This window comes from Aureimonas fodinaquatilis, from assembly GCF_008369445.1.
Lineage (GTDB): Bacteria > Pseudomonadota > Alphaproteobacteria > Rhizobiales > Rhizobiaceae > Aureimonas > Aureimonas fodinaquatilis.
In genome coordinates, this window is sequence record NZ_VTWH01000002.1 from 703,688 (window position 1) to 719,456 (window position 15,769).

At 55.6% G+C, this 15,769-nt stretch carries 12 protein-coding genes and 1 tRNA gene; 3 read left to right on the forward strand and 10 right to left on the reverse strand.

Features of this window, described 5'->3' with window-relative positions:
- Positions 1–34: 34 nt before the first annotated feature.
- The 5 genes from lon to FPY71_RS09340 form a co-directional block, all read right to left on the reverse strand.
- The gene (gene lon, locus FPY71_RS09320) at positions 35–2,458 is read right to left on the reverse strand and encodes an endopeptidase La (RefSeq protein WP_149299869.1); all 2,424 of its coding nucleotides are present in this window, start codon (positions 2,456–2,458) and stop codon (positions 35–37) included.
- A gap of 235 nt (positions 2,459–2,693) precedes the next feature.
- Entirely contained in the window at positions 2,694–3,962 is a 1,269-nt protein-coding gene (clpX, locus tag FPY71_RS09325; RefSeq protein WP_149299871.1) for an ATP-dependent Clp protease ATP-binding subunit ClpX, read from the reverse strand.
- 204 nt (positions 3,963–4,166) lie between these two features.
- Positions 4,167–4,805: an ATP-dependent Clp protease proteolytic subunit gene (locus FPY71_RS09330; protein WP_149299873.1), complete on the reverse strand. Its 639-nt coding sequence runs from the start codon at positions 4,803–4,805 to the stop codon at positions 4,167–4,169.
- Between the two features lie 215 nt (positions 4,806–5,020).
- Complete coding sequence (tig, locus tag FPY71_RS09335) at positions 5,021–6,367, reverse strand: trigger factor (RefSeq protein WP_149299874.1); 1,347 nt, start codon at positions 6,365–6,367, stop codon at positions 5,021–5,023.
- A gap of 78 nt (positions 6,368–6,445) precedes the next feature.
- Positions 6,446–6,529, reverse strand: a tRNA-Leu gene (locus FPY71_RS09340).
- Positions 6,530–6,784: 255 nt separating this feature from the next.
- Between FPY71_RS09340 and FPY71_RS09345 the strand changes: the two genes are divergently transcribed.
- A complete protein-coding gene (locus FPY71_RS09345; RefSeq protein ID WP_149299876.1) occupies positions 6,785–6,928 on the forward strand; it encodes a DUF1127 domain-containing protein in 144 nt (47 codons plus the stop codon).
- 209 nt (positions 6,929–7,137) lie between these two features.
- On the forward strand, positions 7,138–8,529 hold the full coding sequence (gene trmFO, locus FPY71_RS09350; RefSeq protein WP_149299878.1) for a methylenetetrahydrofolate--tRNA-(uracil(54)-C(5))-methyltransferase (FADH(2)-oxidizing) TrmFO: 1,392 nt from the start codon (positions 7,138–7,140) through the stop codon (positions 8,527–8,529).
- A gap of 162 nt (positions 8,530–8,691) precedes the next feature.
- Here trmFO and FPY71_RS09355 read toward each other — a convergent pair whose 3' ends face one another.
- The 5 genes from FPY71_RS09355 to yajC all read right to left on the reverse strand — a co-directional run bounded on the left by FPY71_RS09355 (position 8,692) and on the right by yajC (position 14,653).
- Entirely contained in the window at positions 8,692–10,212 is a 1,521-nt protein-coding gene (locus FPY71_RS09355) for a DUF4153 domain-containing protein (RefSeq protein ID WP_149299880.1), read from the reverse strand.
- 179 nt (positions 10,213–10,391) lie between these two features.
- Complete coding sequence (locus FPY71_RS09360; protein WP_246160259.1) at positions 10,392–11,246, reverse strand: phytoene/squalene synthase family protein; 855 nt, start codon at positions 11,244–11,246, stop codon at positions 10,392–10,394.
- A gap of 1 nt (position 11,247) precedes the next feature.
- Positions 11,248–11,637: an Mth938-like domain-containing protein gene (locus tag FPY71_RS09365; protein ID WP_149299882.1), complete on the reverse strand. Its 390-nt coding sequence runs from the start codon at positions 11,635–11,637 to the stop codon at positions 11,248–11,250.
- A gap of 3 nt (positions 11,638–11,640) precedes the next feature.
- The gene (gene secDF, locus FPY71_RS09370; protein WP_149299884.1) at positions 11,641–14,193 is read right to left on the reverse strand and encodes a protein translocase subunit SecDF; all 2,553 of its coding nucleotides are present in this window, start codon (positions 14,191–14,193) and stop codon (positions 11,641–11,643) included.
- A 118-nt stretch (positions 14,194–14,311) separates the two neighbouring features.
- Positions 14,312–14,653 (reverse strand): preprotein translocase subunit YajC, encoded by a 342-nt coding sequence (gene yajC, locus FPY71_RS09375; protein ID WP_149299886.1) that lies wholly within the window; start codon positions 14,651–14,653, stop codon positions 14,312–14,314.
- A 130-nt stretch (positions 14,654–14,783) separates the two neighbouring features.
- On the opposite strand from yajC, the gene FPY71_RS09380 reads away from it, so the two are divergent.
- Positions 14,784–15,650, forward strand: coding sequence for an ATP-binding protein (locus FPY71_RS09380; RefSeq protein ID WP_246160261.1), 867 nt, complete (start codon positions 14,784–14,786; stop codon positions 15,648–15,650).
- Positions 15,651–15,769: the final 119 nt, after the last annotated feature.

The following is a 15,769-nucleotide window of genomic DNA, read 5'->3' on the forward strand; positions in this document are numbered from 1 at the left end:
CGGCATTTTCCAATTTCAGGGCATCAAAACAGCTCTAATGTGCTGTTGTTGTCGCACCTTCATCGGCTGAGTCGACCGCTGGCAAAGGCGCTGCCGACTCATCCCATTCGATCGGTTCCGGCATTCTCACAAGGGCGTGGGACAGCACTTCACCGATTCTCGACACAGGCACGATCTCCAGATTGTTCTTCACATTGTCCGGAATATCGACCAGATCCTTGGCGTTATCCTGCGGGATAAGCACCTTCTTGATGCCACCCCTGAGAGCAGCCAGAAGCTTTTCCTTGAGGCCACCAATAGGCAGTACCCGGCCACGCAGCGTGATTTCACCTGTCATCGCCACATCACTGCGAACAGGAATGCCGGTCATGACGGAAATGATTGCCGTTGCCATTGCCACACCCGCGGACGGACCGTCTTTTGGTGTAGCGCCTTCCGGCACGTGCACGTGAATGTCACGCTTTTCGAAAAGCGGCGGTTCAATTCCGTAATCAATGGCCCTGCTGCGGACATAAGACGCCGCAGCGGAAATTGATTCCTTCATGACATCGCGCAGATTGCCGGTGACAGTCATGCGGCCCTTGCCGGGCATCATGACACCTTCAATCGTCAGCAATTCACCGCCAACCTCTGTCCAGGCAAGTCCGGTAACCACACCAAGCTGATCGTCCTGCTCCGCCTCGCCGTAGCGATAGCGTGGCACACCCAGGTAATCGGCCAGATTTTCAGCGGTGATATCCACCTTTGTAATCTCGCCCTTGAGGATGCGCGTGACCGCTTTGCGTGCCAGCGTCATCAGGTCACGCTCATAGGAACGCACACCTGCTTCACGCGTGTAACGCCGTGCAATCTCGCGCAATGCATCCTCGCTGACAGAGAACTCCTCTGCCTGCAAAGCGTGGTCGCGAATGGCCTTCGGCAGCAAATGCCGCTTGGCAATCTCAACCTTCTCGTCCTCGGTGTAACCCGCAATCCGGATAATCTCCATGCGGTCCATCAGCGGCCCTGGAATGTTCAGGGTGTTGGCGGTGGTTACGAACATGACCGACGAAAGATCAAACTCGACCTCAAGGTAATGATCCATGAACGTGGAATTCTGTTCCGGATCCAGAACCTCAAGAAGAGCCGACGACGGGTCGCCGCGATAATCCTGGCCAAGCTTGTCAATCTCATCCAGCAGGAAGAGCGGATTTGCCCGCTTCGCCTTCTTCATTGACTGCACGACCTTGCCGGGCATCGATCCGATATAGGTTCTGCGATGGCCGCGAATCTCGGCCTCGTCCCGTACACCGCCCAAAGCAACACGCACATACTCACGTCCGGTCGCACGTGCGATCGACTTGGCAAGTGAGGTCTTACCCACGCCAGGAGGGCCGACAAGGCACAGGATAGGCCCCTTCATCTTGGACTGGCGGCTTTGAACAGCGAGATATTCAACAATCCGCTCTTTCACCTTTTCCAGACCAAAATGTTCGGTGTCCAGAATTTCCTCTGCCTTTTTCAGGTCAATCTTGGCACGGGAAAGCTTGCCCCATGGCAGGCCAAGCAACCAGTCCAGATAATTGCGAACCACTGTTGCTTCCGCCGACATCGGACTCATCTGCCGAAGCTTTTTCAGCTCGGCACTGGCTTTTTCCTTGGCTTCTTTTGAAAGGCGGGTTTTCTTGATCCGCTCTTCAATCTCGGCCAGCTCGTCCCGACCCTCTTCGCCGTCACCAAGCTCTTTCTGAATCGCCTTCATCTGCTCGTTCAGATAGTACTCGCGCTGCGTCTTCTCCATCTGCCGCTTGACGCGGGAACGGATGCGCTTTTCCACCTGCAGGACCGATATCTCTGATTCCATGAACGCCAGCGCTTTTTCCAGTCGCTCGCGAACACCGATCAGGCTCAGCATTTCCTGTTTTTCAGAAATCTTGATGGCCAGATGTGATGCAATCGTATCTGCCAGCTTGGAATAGTCTTCAATCTGCCCGGCCGCGTTCACGACTTCCGGCGAAATCTTCTTGTTGAGCTTGACGTAGTTTTCAAACTCGGAAATCACCGAACGCGCCAGAGCTTCAACTTCAACCGGGTTGCCCAGCTCGGGCGAAATCATCTCGGCGCCAGCCTCATGCCATTCGGCACGCGGGGTAAAGGCTGAAATGCGCACGCGCGAAATGCCCTCGACAAGAACCTTGACGGTTCCGTCAGGCAGTTTCAGAAGCTGCAATACGTTGGCAAGCGTACCGATGTCATAGATGGCATCGGGCGCAGGATCTTCATCGCTGGCATTGCGTTGGGTCGCCAGCAAAATCTGCTTGTCGGCTCCCATAACTTCTTCAAGAGCCTTGATGGACTTTTCCCGGCCTACAAACAGGGGAACAATCATGTGCGGGAATACGACGATATCCCGTAAAGGAAGAACAGGATAAATTCCGCTTACTTTCTGATCCGAAAGTTCTCTTTGATCAATCGACATAAACTACTACCCTTTCTGCGGCGTTGCCGCCTCGGGCTGACTCATCCGGGCCTCACAGGAGCACCCACGCGCGAACCACCCATTTCAACGTTCAATGTGGTCCCATCGCCAACGATATTCAAGCGCAACAACCCGCCCAATGTGCATGTTCACCGGGTTGTACCCCACGGATGGTAAACAAAAGCCCGCGCTGGTTGTTCCAGCGCGGGCCGCATCAGACAAGCTCTGATAAAAATCAGGCGCTGACATTCTCTTTCTCGTCTGTCCGCTCGGCGTAAATATACAATGGCCGGGCATTTCCATCGATCACGTCTTCGGAAATGACGACTTCACGCACACCTTCCAGTGTCGGCAGATCAAACATCGTGTCCAGCAGCATCGATTCCATAATGGAACGCAGGCCGCGAGCACCTGTCTTGCGCTCAATAGCCTTGCGGGCAATTGCACGCAGAGCATCCTCATGGAAGGAAAGCTCTACATTTTCCATTTCAAACAGCCGCTGGTACTGCTTGACCAGAGCGTTCTTCGGCTGCACCAGAATTTGCACCAGTGCAACTTCGTCCAGATCTTCCAGCGTAGCCAGAACCGGCAAACGCCCGACAAATTCGGGTATGAGCCCGAACTTCAACAGATCTTCAGGTTCAACCTGACGGAACAGCTCACCCGTACGACGATCTTCCGGCGACTGAACATTGGCCGAAAAGCCGATCGACGTCTTGCGGCCGCGGTCAGAGATAATTCTGTCCAGCCCGGCGAAAGCACCGCCGCAGATGAACAGAATGTTGGCTGTGTCCACCTGCAGGAATTCCTGCTGCGGATGCTTGCGGCCACCCTGTGGCGGCACCGATGCTACAGTGCCTTCCATGATCTTCAGCAATGCCTGCTGCACACCTTCGCCTGAAACGTCGCGGGTGATGGAAGGATTGTCCGATTTCCGGCTGATCTTGTCGATTTCGTCAATATAGACGATGCCGCGCTGCGCCCGCTCGACATTATAGTCCGCCGACTGCAGCAGCTTGAGAATGATGTTTTCAACATCCTCACCCACATAGCCAGCTTCTGTCAGCGTTGTTGCGTCAGCCATGGTGAACGGCACATCCAGAATGCGAGCCAAGGTCTGCGCAAGCAGCGTCTTGCCGCAACCGGTTGGCCCGATCAGCAGGATGTTGGACTTTGCCAGTTCCACATCGTTGTTCTTGGTGGCATGGGCCAGACGCTTGTAGTGGTTATGCACCGCAACCGACAGGACCTTTTTGGCGAATGACTGGCCGATCACATAGTCATCCAGCACCGCGATGATTTCCTGCGGAGTCGGCACACCCTCACGCGACTTCACCATGGAGGATTTGTTTTCCTCCCGGATGATGTCCATGCACAGCTCGACACATTCGTCGCAGATAAAAACCGTTGGTCCCGCAATCAGCTTGCGGACTTCATGCTGGCTCTTTCCGCAGAAAGAGCAATAGAGCGTATTCTTCGAGTCGCCGCCGCTGATCTTGCTCATCTTCCATTCCTTCCGCTCGTAGGGTGCCTCCCAATCCGGCCCCTACTCGTGGTCCTTACGGAAAGCCTATTAGCTTCCCGCAGTGCCCACAATATGACCTTACGGCCAATACCGCATTCATGCTGCGTATGTTACAGTTTTGCATAGGCAGCATATGCCCGCTTGCCTTACCCTTTTGTTACCGGGGCAAGGCAAACGCACGGGCTATTCACTCGCTGCGATTGCGTTTTCCAGTGCATCGCGCGATGAGTAGACCTTATCAATCAGGCCATAATCGCGCGCTTCATCTGCCGTCATAAAGTGGTCGCGGTCCAGCGTGCGTTCAATAGTCTCGTAGTCCTGGCCTGTGTGCTGAACATAAACTTCGTTCAGCCGGCGCTTCAGCTTGATGATGTCCTGCGCGTGGCGTTCAATGTCCGATGCCTGACCAGAGAAGCCGCCTGACGGCTGATGCACCATGATTCGAGCATTTGGCGTGGCAAAGCGCATGTCTTTGTGACCTGCGCACAGCAGAAGTGAGCCCATCGATGCCGCCTGGCCAATGCACAAGGTCGAGACCACCGGCTTGATGAACTGCATGGTGTCATAAATCGCCATGCCGCTCGTGACCACGCCGCCGGGCGAGTTGATGTAGAGCGAAATTTCCTTTTTGGGATTTTCGGCCTCAAGGAACAGAAGCTGCGCACAAACCAGCGTCGCCATTGAATCTTCAATTGGCCCGGTGATGAAAATGATACGCTCTTTCAACAGCCTTGAGAAAATATCATAGGCGCGTTCACCGCGATTGGTTTGCTCGACCACCATGGGGACAAGGTTCAGCGCGGTTTCGATCGGATGCTTCATAAACAGGACTTTCGTCTTGAGGGTGTTCCCGGTGATTCAGTTTCAGCCAGAATCACACAGGAAGCGTCTGCCACGTTAAATAGGGCCGAAGCACCGCCTTGTGCAAGGCATCGGAACTCCACTGAGCAATTCCTTCATAGAAAATAGAACAGGGGCAGCATAGCCACCCCTGTCAAAACCACCTCTGCCGTTAAAACGGTCGGGCTTTCAGGCCATCAGGCCGCGTCTTCTTCTTCCTTCATCAGCTCTTCACGCGTGACAGTCTTGTCCGTCACGGTGACAGATCCGAGCAGGTGATCGACAACTTTTTCCTCATAGATCGGGGCACGCAGGCTCTGAATTGCTTCCGGCGTTTTGCGGAAATATTCAAAGATCTGCTGCTCCTGACCTGGGAACTGACGAATCTGCTCGAACATGGCGCGCTGCAATTCCTCATCGGAAATGGTTACGCCAGCCTTTTCACCGATTTCAGAAAGAACCAGTCCGAGACGAACGCGACGCTCAGCAAGCTTGCTGTACTCTTCGCGTGCCTTTTCCTCAGTGGTGTCCTCGTCCTCGAACGACTTGTTGTTCTGAGCAAGTTCCTGCGTAACCTGATTCCAGATATTGTTGAACTCTGCCTCGACCAGCTTCTGCGGCAGCTCGAACTGGTAATCGCTGTCCAGCGCATCCAGCAACTGCCGCTTGACCTTCTGGCGTGTCATTGCGCCAAACTGGCTTTCAATCTGGCTGCGGACAATTTCCCGCAGACGGTCGATTGATTCCAGACCAAGCTGCTTGGCCAGTTCGTCGTTCAGTTCCAGCTCGCCAGGAGCGGCCACTTCCTTGACTGTTACATCAAAGACCGCGTCTTTGCCGGCCAAATGGCTTGCGCCGTATTCTTCCGGGAAAGTGACCTTCACTTCCAGGCTGTCGCCCGCCTTGGCGCCGACAAGCTGGTCTTCAAAGCCGGGAATGAACTGGCCGGAGCCCAGAACAAGGTTGGAATCCTGCGCGGTTCCGCCCTGGAAGGCCTCTCCGTCAACCTTGCCGACGAAATCCATCGTGACCCGGTCGCCATTTTCAGCCTTGCCGTCTTTTGCTTCGTAAGTGCGAGCGTTCTCCGCAACGCGCTTGACCTGCTCTTCCACTTCCTCGTCGCCGATTTCGACAACTGGCCGCTCGATTGTCAGGCCGGATGTGTCCTTCAACTCGAAAGTCGGAAGAGTTTCATAGTTCAGCGTAAAGCGGAAATCCGCCTCACCGCGCAGAACCTTGTCGGCCTCTGCCTCATCCTCGGACATGACGACCTGAGGCTGCATTGCCGAACGCTCATTGCGGTCTGCAATAACCTTGCGCGGTGTTTCATTGAGAATCTGATTCACAATTTCTGCCATGAGCGAACGCCCATAGGTCTTGCGAATATGGGAGACCGGCACCTTGCCCGGGCGGAAACCCTTGAGCTTGATCTGGTCCTTGGTCTCGAAGAGACGCGTCTGGAGCCGTGCTTCAAGATCTGCGGCTGGCACGACAACCTCGATCTCGCGCTTCAGGCCCTCCGCCTTGGTTTCCGTTACCTGCATTCTAAACCCTTTGATCTCACGGCGACCGGCTGCCTACCAACCGACCTGCCCCTACCTTAACGAAATATTTCATGAAGCTGGTGCGGGTGGAGGGACTCGAACCCCCACACCTAAGGCGCTAGAACCTAAATCTAGTGCGTCTACCAATTCCGCCACACCCGCCCGGCACCATGCTCTCATCAAGCGGCGCGCGTCTCTATAACATCGTAGAGAACCGCGTCAAACAGGAAACTGACCGCGCGCATAGGATTTGTGACAATCCCGACATATTGCATTGCACAACTTGCAAGGCAGCTATGCGAAACGCGCTCTGGTAAGGCCAGTTCCCAATAGCTAGATTGAGAACATCGAAGCGGGCCAAACAACACAGCAAGCTTCAATCGATTTAACACCAACCTGGCAGGGGCAGTTTGTAACATGAACATTGTTCGCTCATACAATAACTGGCGCCGTTACCGCGAGACCTGCAACGAACTCAATCGTTTGTCTCAGCGTGAACTTTTCGATGTGGGTATTTCCCGTTCCGAAATCCGCTCGGTAGCCAAAGCGTCGATCGGCTGATCATAGAATTTCAGGACCGTTACTTCAGGTGGTCCTGAGCATAGATTTCGCAACGGCAATCTCCTCCCTCCGCCGAAGCGAATAAAATCTGCGAACTTCCTCCCAATATCGCAGGTTTTCCAAACGACACCCGCCGGTCCTCCCCCGGCGGGTGTTGTTGTTTCAGAACCCGCTTTGCCTGCGAGGTTGGCGGTGCTAAAGACCGCCGCATGGCTGATCAATCAATTCACATTATCGGCGGCGGTCTCGCCGGATCCGAAGCTGCCTGGCAGATTGCACAGGCGGGCATTCCTGTTGTTCTGCATGAAATGCGTGGTGTGCGCGGAACAGACGCCCACAAGACCACCGATCTGGCAGAACTTGTCTGCTCCAACTCATTCCGCTCGGACGATGCCGAAGCAAACGCCGTTGGCGTACTTCACGCGGAATTGCGGCTGGGCGGCAGTCTGGTGCTGAAAAGTGCCGATGCGCATCAGGTTCCCGCCGGCAGCGCCCTGGCGGTTGACCGGGACGGTTTTGCAGCGGCGGTTACCAAAGCTTTGGAAGACCACCCTCTTGTGACAATTGTTCGAGAGGAAATTTCCGGGCTGCCAGACGAATCGTGGGGCAATTGCATCATTGCGACCGGCCCGCTCACGGCGCCGGGTCTGGCCCAGGCCATTGCAGAGATCACCGGCACAGAATCCCTCGCCTTTTTTGATGCCATTGCGCCGATTGTCCATTTTGATTCGATAGATCTGGATAAGGCATGGTTTCAAAGCCGCTATGACAAGGTTGGCCCCGGCGGCAACGGAAAGGACTATCTGAATTGCCCGATGGACAAGCCCCAATATGAGGCGTTCATTCAGGCATTGCGTGATGGTGAAAAGACTGAGTTTCGCGAATGGGAGGGCACGCCCTATTTCGATGGCTGCCTGCCGATTGAAGTTATGGCCGAACGGGGCGTGGAAACATTGCGCCATGGCCCGATGAAGCCAATGGGCCTGACCAATTCGCACCAGCCGGATATCAAGGCCTACGCCGTCGTGCAGTTACGTCAGGACAACGCGCTTGGTACCCTGTACAATATGGTGGGTTTTCAGACGAAGCTGAAATATGCCGAGCAGGTCCGCATATTCCATATGATTCCCGGACTGGAGTCCGCTGATTTTGCCCGGCTCGGCGGTCTGCATCGCAACACATATCTCAACTCGCCACAGGTTCTCGATTCATCGCTGCGGTTGAAAGCCCGGCCTTCCCTGCGGTTTGCCGGACAGATCACCGGCTGCGAGGGCTATGTGGAATCGGCTGCTGTCGGAATGATGGCAGGTCGTTTTGCGGTGGCCGAGGCACGCGGCGCAGAGGCAAATCTGCCTCCCGTCACAACCGCAATGGGCGCTTTGCTGAACCACATCACCGGTGGGCATCTGAGCACGGATGAAGAACAGGGCAAGCGGTCATTTCAACCGATGAACATCAATTTCGGGCTGTTTCCGCCGATTGATGCGCCGACGACCGAAGGCAAGCGCCTGAGGGGTAAGGAAAAAACCATTGCAAAAAGAAAGGCCATGGCTGTCCGTGCCCTGGCTGATTTCCAATCATGGCTGAAAGAGCCGGCTTAAAAAATCTCCCGTTGAAACGGTACCGCTTCAACGGGAGGTCCACGGGAATTACAAAACGCCAGATTGCGTCTGCTGGGCTGAACGATTTCCAGAACGATCGACTGCGACATTGATGTTTGCGGCGCTGCGTGCAGCAGACGAATGCGCCAGACCATTCTGTTGTCACCGTTGCCAGTCGGCTCTTTTTAGAAGAAGCATCACTGCCGCCAGTTGTACTGCCTGTCCTTTTATGGAAAGCGCATTGACGCGCAGGCTTATCCGGCGGCCTTCAGGCGAACTCAACTCGACCATCAGCGGTTTCCCGGTAGGAATAGTGCCCGCGATATCGATCAACGGCGCAAGGCTGAATCGGTCTTCCTGTCCGTTGAACATGACATACAACACATCCCGCTCCAGCCGGGCGCCATTGCCATCGCCCAGAAGCGGCGTGGAGGGTGTCAGATGCATTTCCGGAAAAGCCAGATCAAAATCGCCAATATCCCAGACGGTCTGTTCAGTGGCGCCGAAATGTGTGACCGGCTCTGACGGTCTTGCTACGGACGTAAAACCGGTTTGTGCCGGTTGATGTGCCAGCGCCGCAGCGCTCCACGGTCCAACCAGAGAAAACAGCAGCAGAACCGCCGGCACCGCCATGAAATAGCGGATATCACCGCGAGTTATCCGCGGCAGTTGCAACAGCGCAATCACCACAGCGGTAACCGCTATAAGGCCGGAATAATACAATTCGATTGTGAAGCGCCCTGCCGCAGCTCTTTGCAACAGTGCAATAACCAGCAAGCCGACCGGAACGAGGATAGCCAGCGTCCAGAACCGCGCAAACCAACCCGTGAAAACCTGCGCGTCCTGTTGAAATGGATAGAGCGTCAGGCGCAATGCCAGCACCGACATCAGCATGAAGGGCACAATCCACAGTATGTCATCTGCAGGAGCCTGCCAGGTCACCAGAAGCTTCAATGCATAGAGGTGCAGCACCAGCAAGGTGAGCGCGCTGATGGGCATGGCCACCCAGTTGACCAATGGGCGCAAAATGCCCGTAAGCCTTGTGCCGGGGCCGACAATATCCGTCCGAGGCACGAACCCCAGCGCCGCCAACGGTCCGACCAGACTGATAGCCGTGATATAGATATAGAGATACAGGCGTCGATTGGGTCCGATTTCAAACAGCAATCGCACCAGCTCTGCCAGCAGCACCATGCTGGATACAAATATCAGAACCGAAAGAAAACCGACTGCGCAGCCAGCCAGCGTGCGAAACACAAAGGCCCAGAACCCTGCAGCCGTGCCGCGCCGGATAAACGGCGCCAGAAACACGCACAGTACCGCAATGGTTTGCCAAATGTAGTGTGCATCATCAAAAGGCCGGTAGAAGCTGGTGAGCAGGCCGAAGCCAGCACCGGCAACGATCGACGCTGGCAGCCGGATGAAGGTTGCGATGGACCGAGTTTCACAGAAGAGCGTGACGGCAACTGAGAATGCAGCAGCGGCATTCAATCCATGCACGAACGTCCAAAGGCGACCATCTGCCGTCAATCGGTATCCGGCAGCATCGAGATTGAGCAATACGCACAGAATGACCAGGCAAACTATTGCAAACGGAAAGCGGCCAGCCGCCTGTCCTGCACCGAGCAACATGATACGGCATTCCCGCGCAATGCGGGCGGCCAGCCCTTCTCCTGCCGCCATATAGTTGCTCCTGCCTGCTGGAGCGCTTCAGATGATGCCTCGATCGACCCGAACGCTCTCACTCTTTGTGCTATCGCATTGCCCTGACGTTGAAACACAGTGTTTCAACTAGAAATGCCTGGCTTTTGACTTATCGCATTGTCTTGACGTTGAAACACAGTGTTTCAACTAGAAATGCTTTAACGCCGCATGGCCCGCCAATAGAGCCAGCTTCGCCTGACAGGACCAATACCCTGTGTAACCTGCGTCCCGCCACCCGCAACAATGCGGTTCAGCAAAGTCCTGCAACAAAGCGCCGGAAGAATGGCAGGACGAATTTTAGAAGCCAGTGAAGGTAGTTGCGCCTCAACCTGTCGCAGATGTTCGCTGGCATATGCCGCGATGGCCAGACGTGCCGGTCGCAGCGTTGCGGAATCTTCAGTGAGCCAGTCACCTCCCTGCAAACCGGTTGACGCCAACACATCGCCGGGAACAAAGTTCTGGCGCAAAGCCCTGTGCCTTTCCTCATGCATCAGCGCAGACGATGCCAGACAGGCGACCCCGGCATGGCCGGCGGCATCAGCTATCTGATTTGCAACCTCCCGATCCAGCACCATCGCAACCAGCATGATGACCGTTGCGGTTGTTTCGCCGGCATAAGCCTCGAATTCCGATCGTCCCGGCATTGGATCATTATAAAGATCGAAAATTCGCGCTTCCAGAAACCGTTCGAAAGCGTCGAGTGGCAGGGAAAAACGCTCGACCGTGGCCAACAATGCCTGAGCAACGGGAGAGCCCTGCCCCAGATCGTCCGGATTGTTGAGCCGATCACGCCACCATTGCAGGCGAATTTCTCCCGGCAAAGGCTGGCTGACCATTGCGGCAATGCGCGCTGTTTCAATATCGAAAGCATAGAGCGCAGCCACCGGCCCTTGAAGCTCAGGTGGTACGAAGCTCAGGGATACCGCCCGATCCGCGTCTGCCTGCTCAACAATCTTGCGGCATTCCTGAAAGGCGGCTGGCAATTTGTCAGCCAGTTCAGTCAGCAGAGCCATATCAATCCACCGCGACCAAAGCCGCGCCAACCGGGCGCCCTTCAGACAGCATGATGTTGTAGGTTCTGACAGCCGCGCCCGTCGACATCGCGTCACAGGAAATGCCGCTCTTGCGAAACCTGTCAGCCAGCGCTGCCGGCAATCTGCGCAGGTCTACGCCCGTGCCGAACAGCATGAAGCTAAGCTCACTCGCCTCCTCCAGCGCCAGCAAAAGTCTGTCACCGGAAAATGGCTGGGTTGACGAAGCTTCCCAGCCATATAGACCCGATGGCAGACACAGCAGAGAGCCCTGGTGCGACATGCCGGCGAACCTGAAGCCGCCATTGCCATAGGCGTCAATGGCAACCTGCCTTGGCAGGTGAGCATCGCGCCTTTGCGGCTCCACTGCCATGTATCAGGCTTCCTTCGCCGTGTTTGCCTGCGCCGCCTCAACCATGTCGGCCTTTTCAGGACGCAGTTTGAAGTAGATCAACATCGGGCCAGCGATAAACACCGAAGAGTAAACGCCCACCAGAACACCCACAATCATCGGTGCAACGAAATTCCGGATAACATCTCCGCCGAAGAAATAGAGCGCCGCAAGAGCCAGGATCATCGTTACGCCAGTCATGATGGTGCGATTGAGCGTTTCGTTCAACGAAAGATCAATCAGAGTATCAATCGGCATCTTTTTGTATTTTCGCAGGTTCTCACGCATTCGGTCGAACACGACAATCGTATCATTGAGCGAATAGCCGACGATTGTCAGAATCGCCGCAATACTGGTCAGGTTGAATTCTGCCTGAGTGATGACGAGAAAGCCGATCGTCATGATCACATCATGCGCGGTGGAAACGATAGCGCCGACGGCAAACTGCCACTCGAACCGCACCCAGACATAGATCATGATGCCAAGCATGGCCCCGACCACGCCCAGTACAGCGGCCACTGCAAGCTCGCCCGAAACAGACGGTCCAACCACTTCGACACGCTCGAAGTCGTAGTCTGCCTGCAGTGCACCACGCACCGCATTGATGCTGGTTTGCGGCGTTTCCAGATCAGCCGGCTGCGAGCCAAACCGTATCAACACATCACGGGCCGAGCCGAACTCCTGAACCTGAACCTCGCCTTCGATAATATTGGACAACGAACTGCGGATTTGCGCCAGATCAGCCTCAGGTGCCTTTGATCTCGCTTCAATAACCGTGCCGCCGGTGAAGTCGATGCCGTAATTCAGCCCCATCCCTGCCAGACCGGCGATCGACGCCAGTGACAATGCAATTGTCAGCGCAAAAGCCACGCGGCGCATCGCCATGAACGGAATTCGGGTTGTCTTGTTGACGAAGGTGAAGAAGCCGCGCTTCACTTCCTTCGGGCGACGAACCTTGACCCAGTAGGCAACCAGCCAGCGGGTCAGGGTAATGGCAGTGAACAGAGTTGTCAGAATGCCGAGCGCCAGGGTGACGGCAAAACCACGAACCGGCCCGGATCCAAGGAAGAACAGCACCGCCGCTGCAATCAGCGAGGTGATGTTGGCATCCATAATGGTGCCAAAAGCCTTGTGAAAACCGGCGTCGATTGACTGTATGACCGATCGGCCAGCTTTTCGCTCTTCCAGTATTCGCTCGTAAATCAGCACGTTGGAGTCCACCGCCATGCCCATCGTCAGAACGATACCGGCAATGCCCGGCAGGGTCAGCGTTGCCCCGAGCCAGGACAGGAGTGCTACCAGCAGCACCACGTTGAAGAACAGTGCGACATTCGCAATCAGGCCGAGAAAGCCGTAAGCCGCCAGCATGAACACGACAACGAAGATGGCACCGATGATGCCGGCATTCTGGCCGGCTGCCACCGAATCCGCACCCAGGCCGGGGCCGACGGTGCGCTCTTCCATGATGTTCAGATTGGCCGGCAGTGCACCTGCGCGCAGCAGAACAGACAGATCATTGGCGCTCTGCACGGTGAAATTGCCGGATATCTGCGCCTGACCGCCCAGAATTGGTTCGCGAATATTGGGTGCGGACAGCACCTGATTGTCGAGAACGATTGCAAATGGCCGGCCAACATTCTGCTGCGTTACGGCACCAAAGCGCTGCGCGCCCCGCGCGTCGAAGCGGATGCTGACCACCGCCTCATTCGTCTGCTGGTCAAAACTTGTCTGGGCATCGGTCAGGTTTTCACCCGAGACCATGATTTGCCGCTGCACAAGGAAGGGCTGTGGTGGATTGTCGGTGGAATAAAGCAACTCCGACCCGGCGGGTGCAGGCTGCTGCCCGGCTGCCACAGCCTGAGCGGAATTTTGCGTATCAACCAACCGGAATGTCAGCTGCGCGGTCTGGTTCAGCAAAGCCTTCAGACGGGCGGGATCCTGCAGGCCAGGAACCTGCACCATGATCCGGTCCATGCCCTGACGCTGAATGATCGGTTCTGTCGTTCCAAGCTCATCAACACGTCGGCGCACGACTTCAATAGACTGCGCCACCGCGGTGGACAGGCGGTAATTGATGCCCTGCTCTGTCAGGCTCAGGCGGAAAACCCCCGGTTGCGGCTCTTCCAGATTGGTTTCCACAACGGAACCACCTGTCAGCAAACCGCCCGATACAGGCTCGGTCAGCGTACGCAGCGCCTCACGCGTGGCCGCCGATTGCGCAGGGTCACGCAGGCGGAACTCCACAACCTGACCGGTTTCCGTCAGAGCGGTGTAACCAATATTCGCCGTGCGCAATTGCAGGCGCACATCGTCGCGCACCGAATTGAGTCGCGCTGCAACAAGAGATGCCCTGTCTACTTCCAAAAGAATGTAGGAGCCGCCCTGCAGATCCAGCCCAAGCGTCATGGGCTGGCTTGGTAACCAGGACGGTAATGCGTCAAGCTGGCGCTGGGTAAGAATATTGGGCATGGCAAAGACCACACCCAACAGGACGATGAACCAGATGATAGTGGTTTTCCAGCGCGAAAAATGAAGCATATTTGTCCTGAAAAGCGATGGCGGCGTTAACAGCCTGCCACGCCAGATCTATAGGCCGGGATAATGTCCGGATGCCTTATGACACCCGGCATCGCAACCTGATTAACCCCAACAACGGCTATTTCGTGTTGTCGGCCGTCGGTTCGCCCTTAACACGCACATCGGCAATGGTTGAAAGCAGAACGCGGATTTTAACCTGCTCGGAAATCTGCACTTCAACTTCGCCATTATCATGGACTTTCGTCACCTTGCCAAGAATACCGCCGCCGGTAACAACCGTGTCACCACGACGGATCGACTTGAGCATTTCTTCACGCTTCGACATCTGGCGGCGCTGCGGGCGGATAATCAGGAAATACATGATCGCAAAAACTGCGACAAAAGGCAGAATGGTGAAGATCATGCCATCCATTCCACCGGCGGCACCTGTGGTTTGGGCATAAGCCGGGGATATGAACATAGTTTCTCCTGTGTTTAAGCAGCTGAAGGGTTTACGAACTGGCCGCAATATACGAACGGTTAGGCCGAATGCAACACGCCGTGCATCAGTGCGCACCGGAGACGACGCGATTCCACAGGGAAGTCATGAAATGAACCAGCTAGCCGAGCCAGATTTGATAGCAACCTTGCGTCGGATTGCCGACTCCCTGGAGCGCGTCGCGCCGCCGCCACCCGCACTGCCAGACCTGTCTTCGGCTGACTGTTTTGTATTCGAACCGCCGCTGAATCTGCGCCCGGTTCAAAAAGTCAGCCGCGTGCCGATTGAGCTTCTGACCGGCATTGACCGGGCAAAAGACATTCTGATGACCAATACAAAACGATTTGCGGAAGGCTTGCCTGCCAACAATGCGCTGCTCTGGGGAGCGCGTGGCATGGGGAAATCTTCTCTGGTCAAGGCAGCGCATGCTGCTGTCAACGCAGCCAATCCCGAACGGCCGTTGAAGCTGATTGAGATTCATCGCGAAGATATCAGCCACCTTCCGGACCTTATGTCCTTTCTAAGAAAATCTGATTATCCTATTGTTTTGTTTTGCGATGATTTGTCATTCGATCATGATGATACAAGCTACAAGTCGCTGAAAACCGTGCTTGATGGCGGCGTCGAGGGTCGCCCGGCCAATGTTCTGTTCTACGCAACCTCCAATCGCAGACATCTTTTGCCACGCAATATGATGGAGAATGAGCAGGCAACTGCCATCACTCCCGGAGAGGCTGTGGAGGAGAAAGTCTCGCTTTCAGATCGCTTTGGTCTCTGGCTGGGCTTTCATGCCTGTTCACAAGATGACTACCTGGCGATGGTCGAAGGATATCTGAACGCCTTCGGCATTCCCTATGACTCGGACACCACAAGACCCGCTGCTCTGGAATGGTATACGACGCGTGGCAGCCGCTCGGGCCGGGTCGCATGGCAGTTTGTGCAGGATTATGCCGCTGGCCTCGGCAAAAGGCTGGACTGACAAAAAGTCGGGAGTTGCGCTCTATCACTTTGTTTTGTCGCATCGCTTGCCGGTGGACTGATTCTGTTCAACGTCAGCGCTCCGGCGAGACTGAAAAGCGCTGCAACGACTTGACCAAA

Coding starts and splice junctions, on each gene's coding strand:
- lon (WP_149299869.1), bottom strand. CDS start 2,458: ATGTCGATTGATCAAAGAGAACTTTCGGATCAGAAAGTAAGCGGAATT.
- clpX (WP_149299871.1), bottom strand. CDS start 3,962: ATGAGCAAGATCAGCGGCGGCGACTCGAAGAATACGCTCTATTGCTCT.
- FPY71_RS09330 (WP_149299873.1), bottom strand. CDS start 4,805: ATGAAGCATCCGATCGAAACCGCGCTGAACCTTGTCCCCATGGTGGTC.
- tig (WP_149299874.1), bottom strand. CDS start 6,367: ATGCAGGTAACGGAAACCAAGGCGGAGGGCCTGAAGCGCGAGATCGAG.
- FPY71_RS09345 (WP_149299876.1), top strand. CDS start 6,785: ATGAACATTGTTCGCTCATACAATAACTGGCGCCGTTACCGCGAGACC.
- trmFO (WP_149299878.1), top strand. CDS start 7,138: ATGGCTGATCAATCAATTCACATTATCGGCGGCGGTCTCGCCGGATCC.
- FPY71_RS09355 (WP_149299880.1), bottom strand. CDS start 10,212: ATGGCGGCAGGAGAAGGGCTGGCCGCCCGCATTGCGCGGGAATGCCGT.
- FPY71_RS09360 (WP_246160259.1), bottom strand. CDS start 11,246: ATGGCTCTGCTGACTGAACTGGCTGACAAATTGCCAGCCGCCTTTCAG.
- FPY71_RS09365 (WP_149299882.1), bottom strand. CDS start 11,637: ATGGCAGTGGAGCCGCAAAGGCGCGATGCTCACCTGCCAAGGCAGGTT.
- secDF (WP_149299884.1), bottom strand. CDS start 14,193: ATGCTTCATTTTTCGCGCTGGAAAACCACTATCATCTGGTTCATCGTC.
- yajC (WP_149299886.1), bottom strand. CDS start 14,653: ATGTTCATATCCCCGGCTTATGCCCAAACCACAGGTGCCGCCGGTGGA.
- FPY71_RS09380 (WP_246160261.1), top strand. CDS start 14,784: ATGAACCAGCTAGCCGAGCCAGATTTGATAGCAACCTTGCGTCGGATT.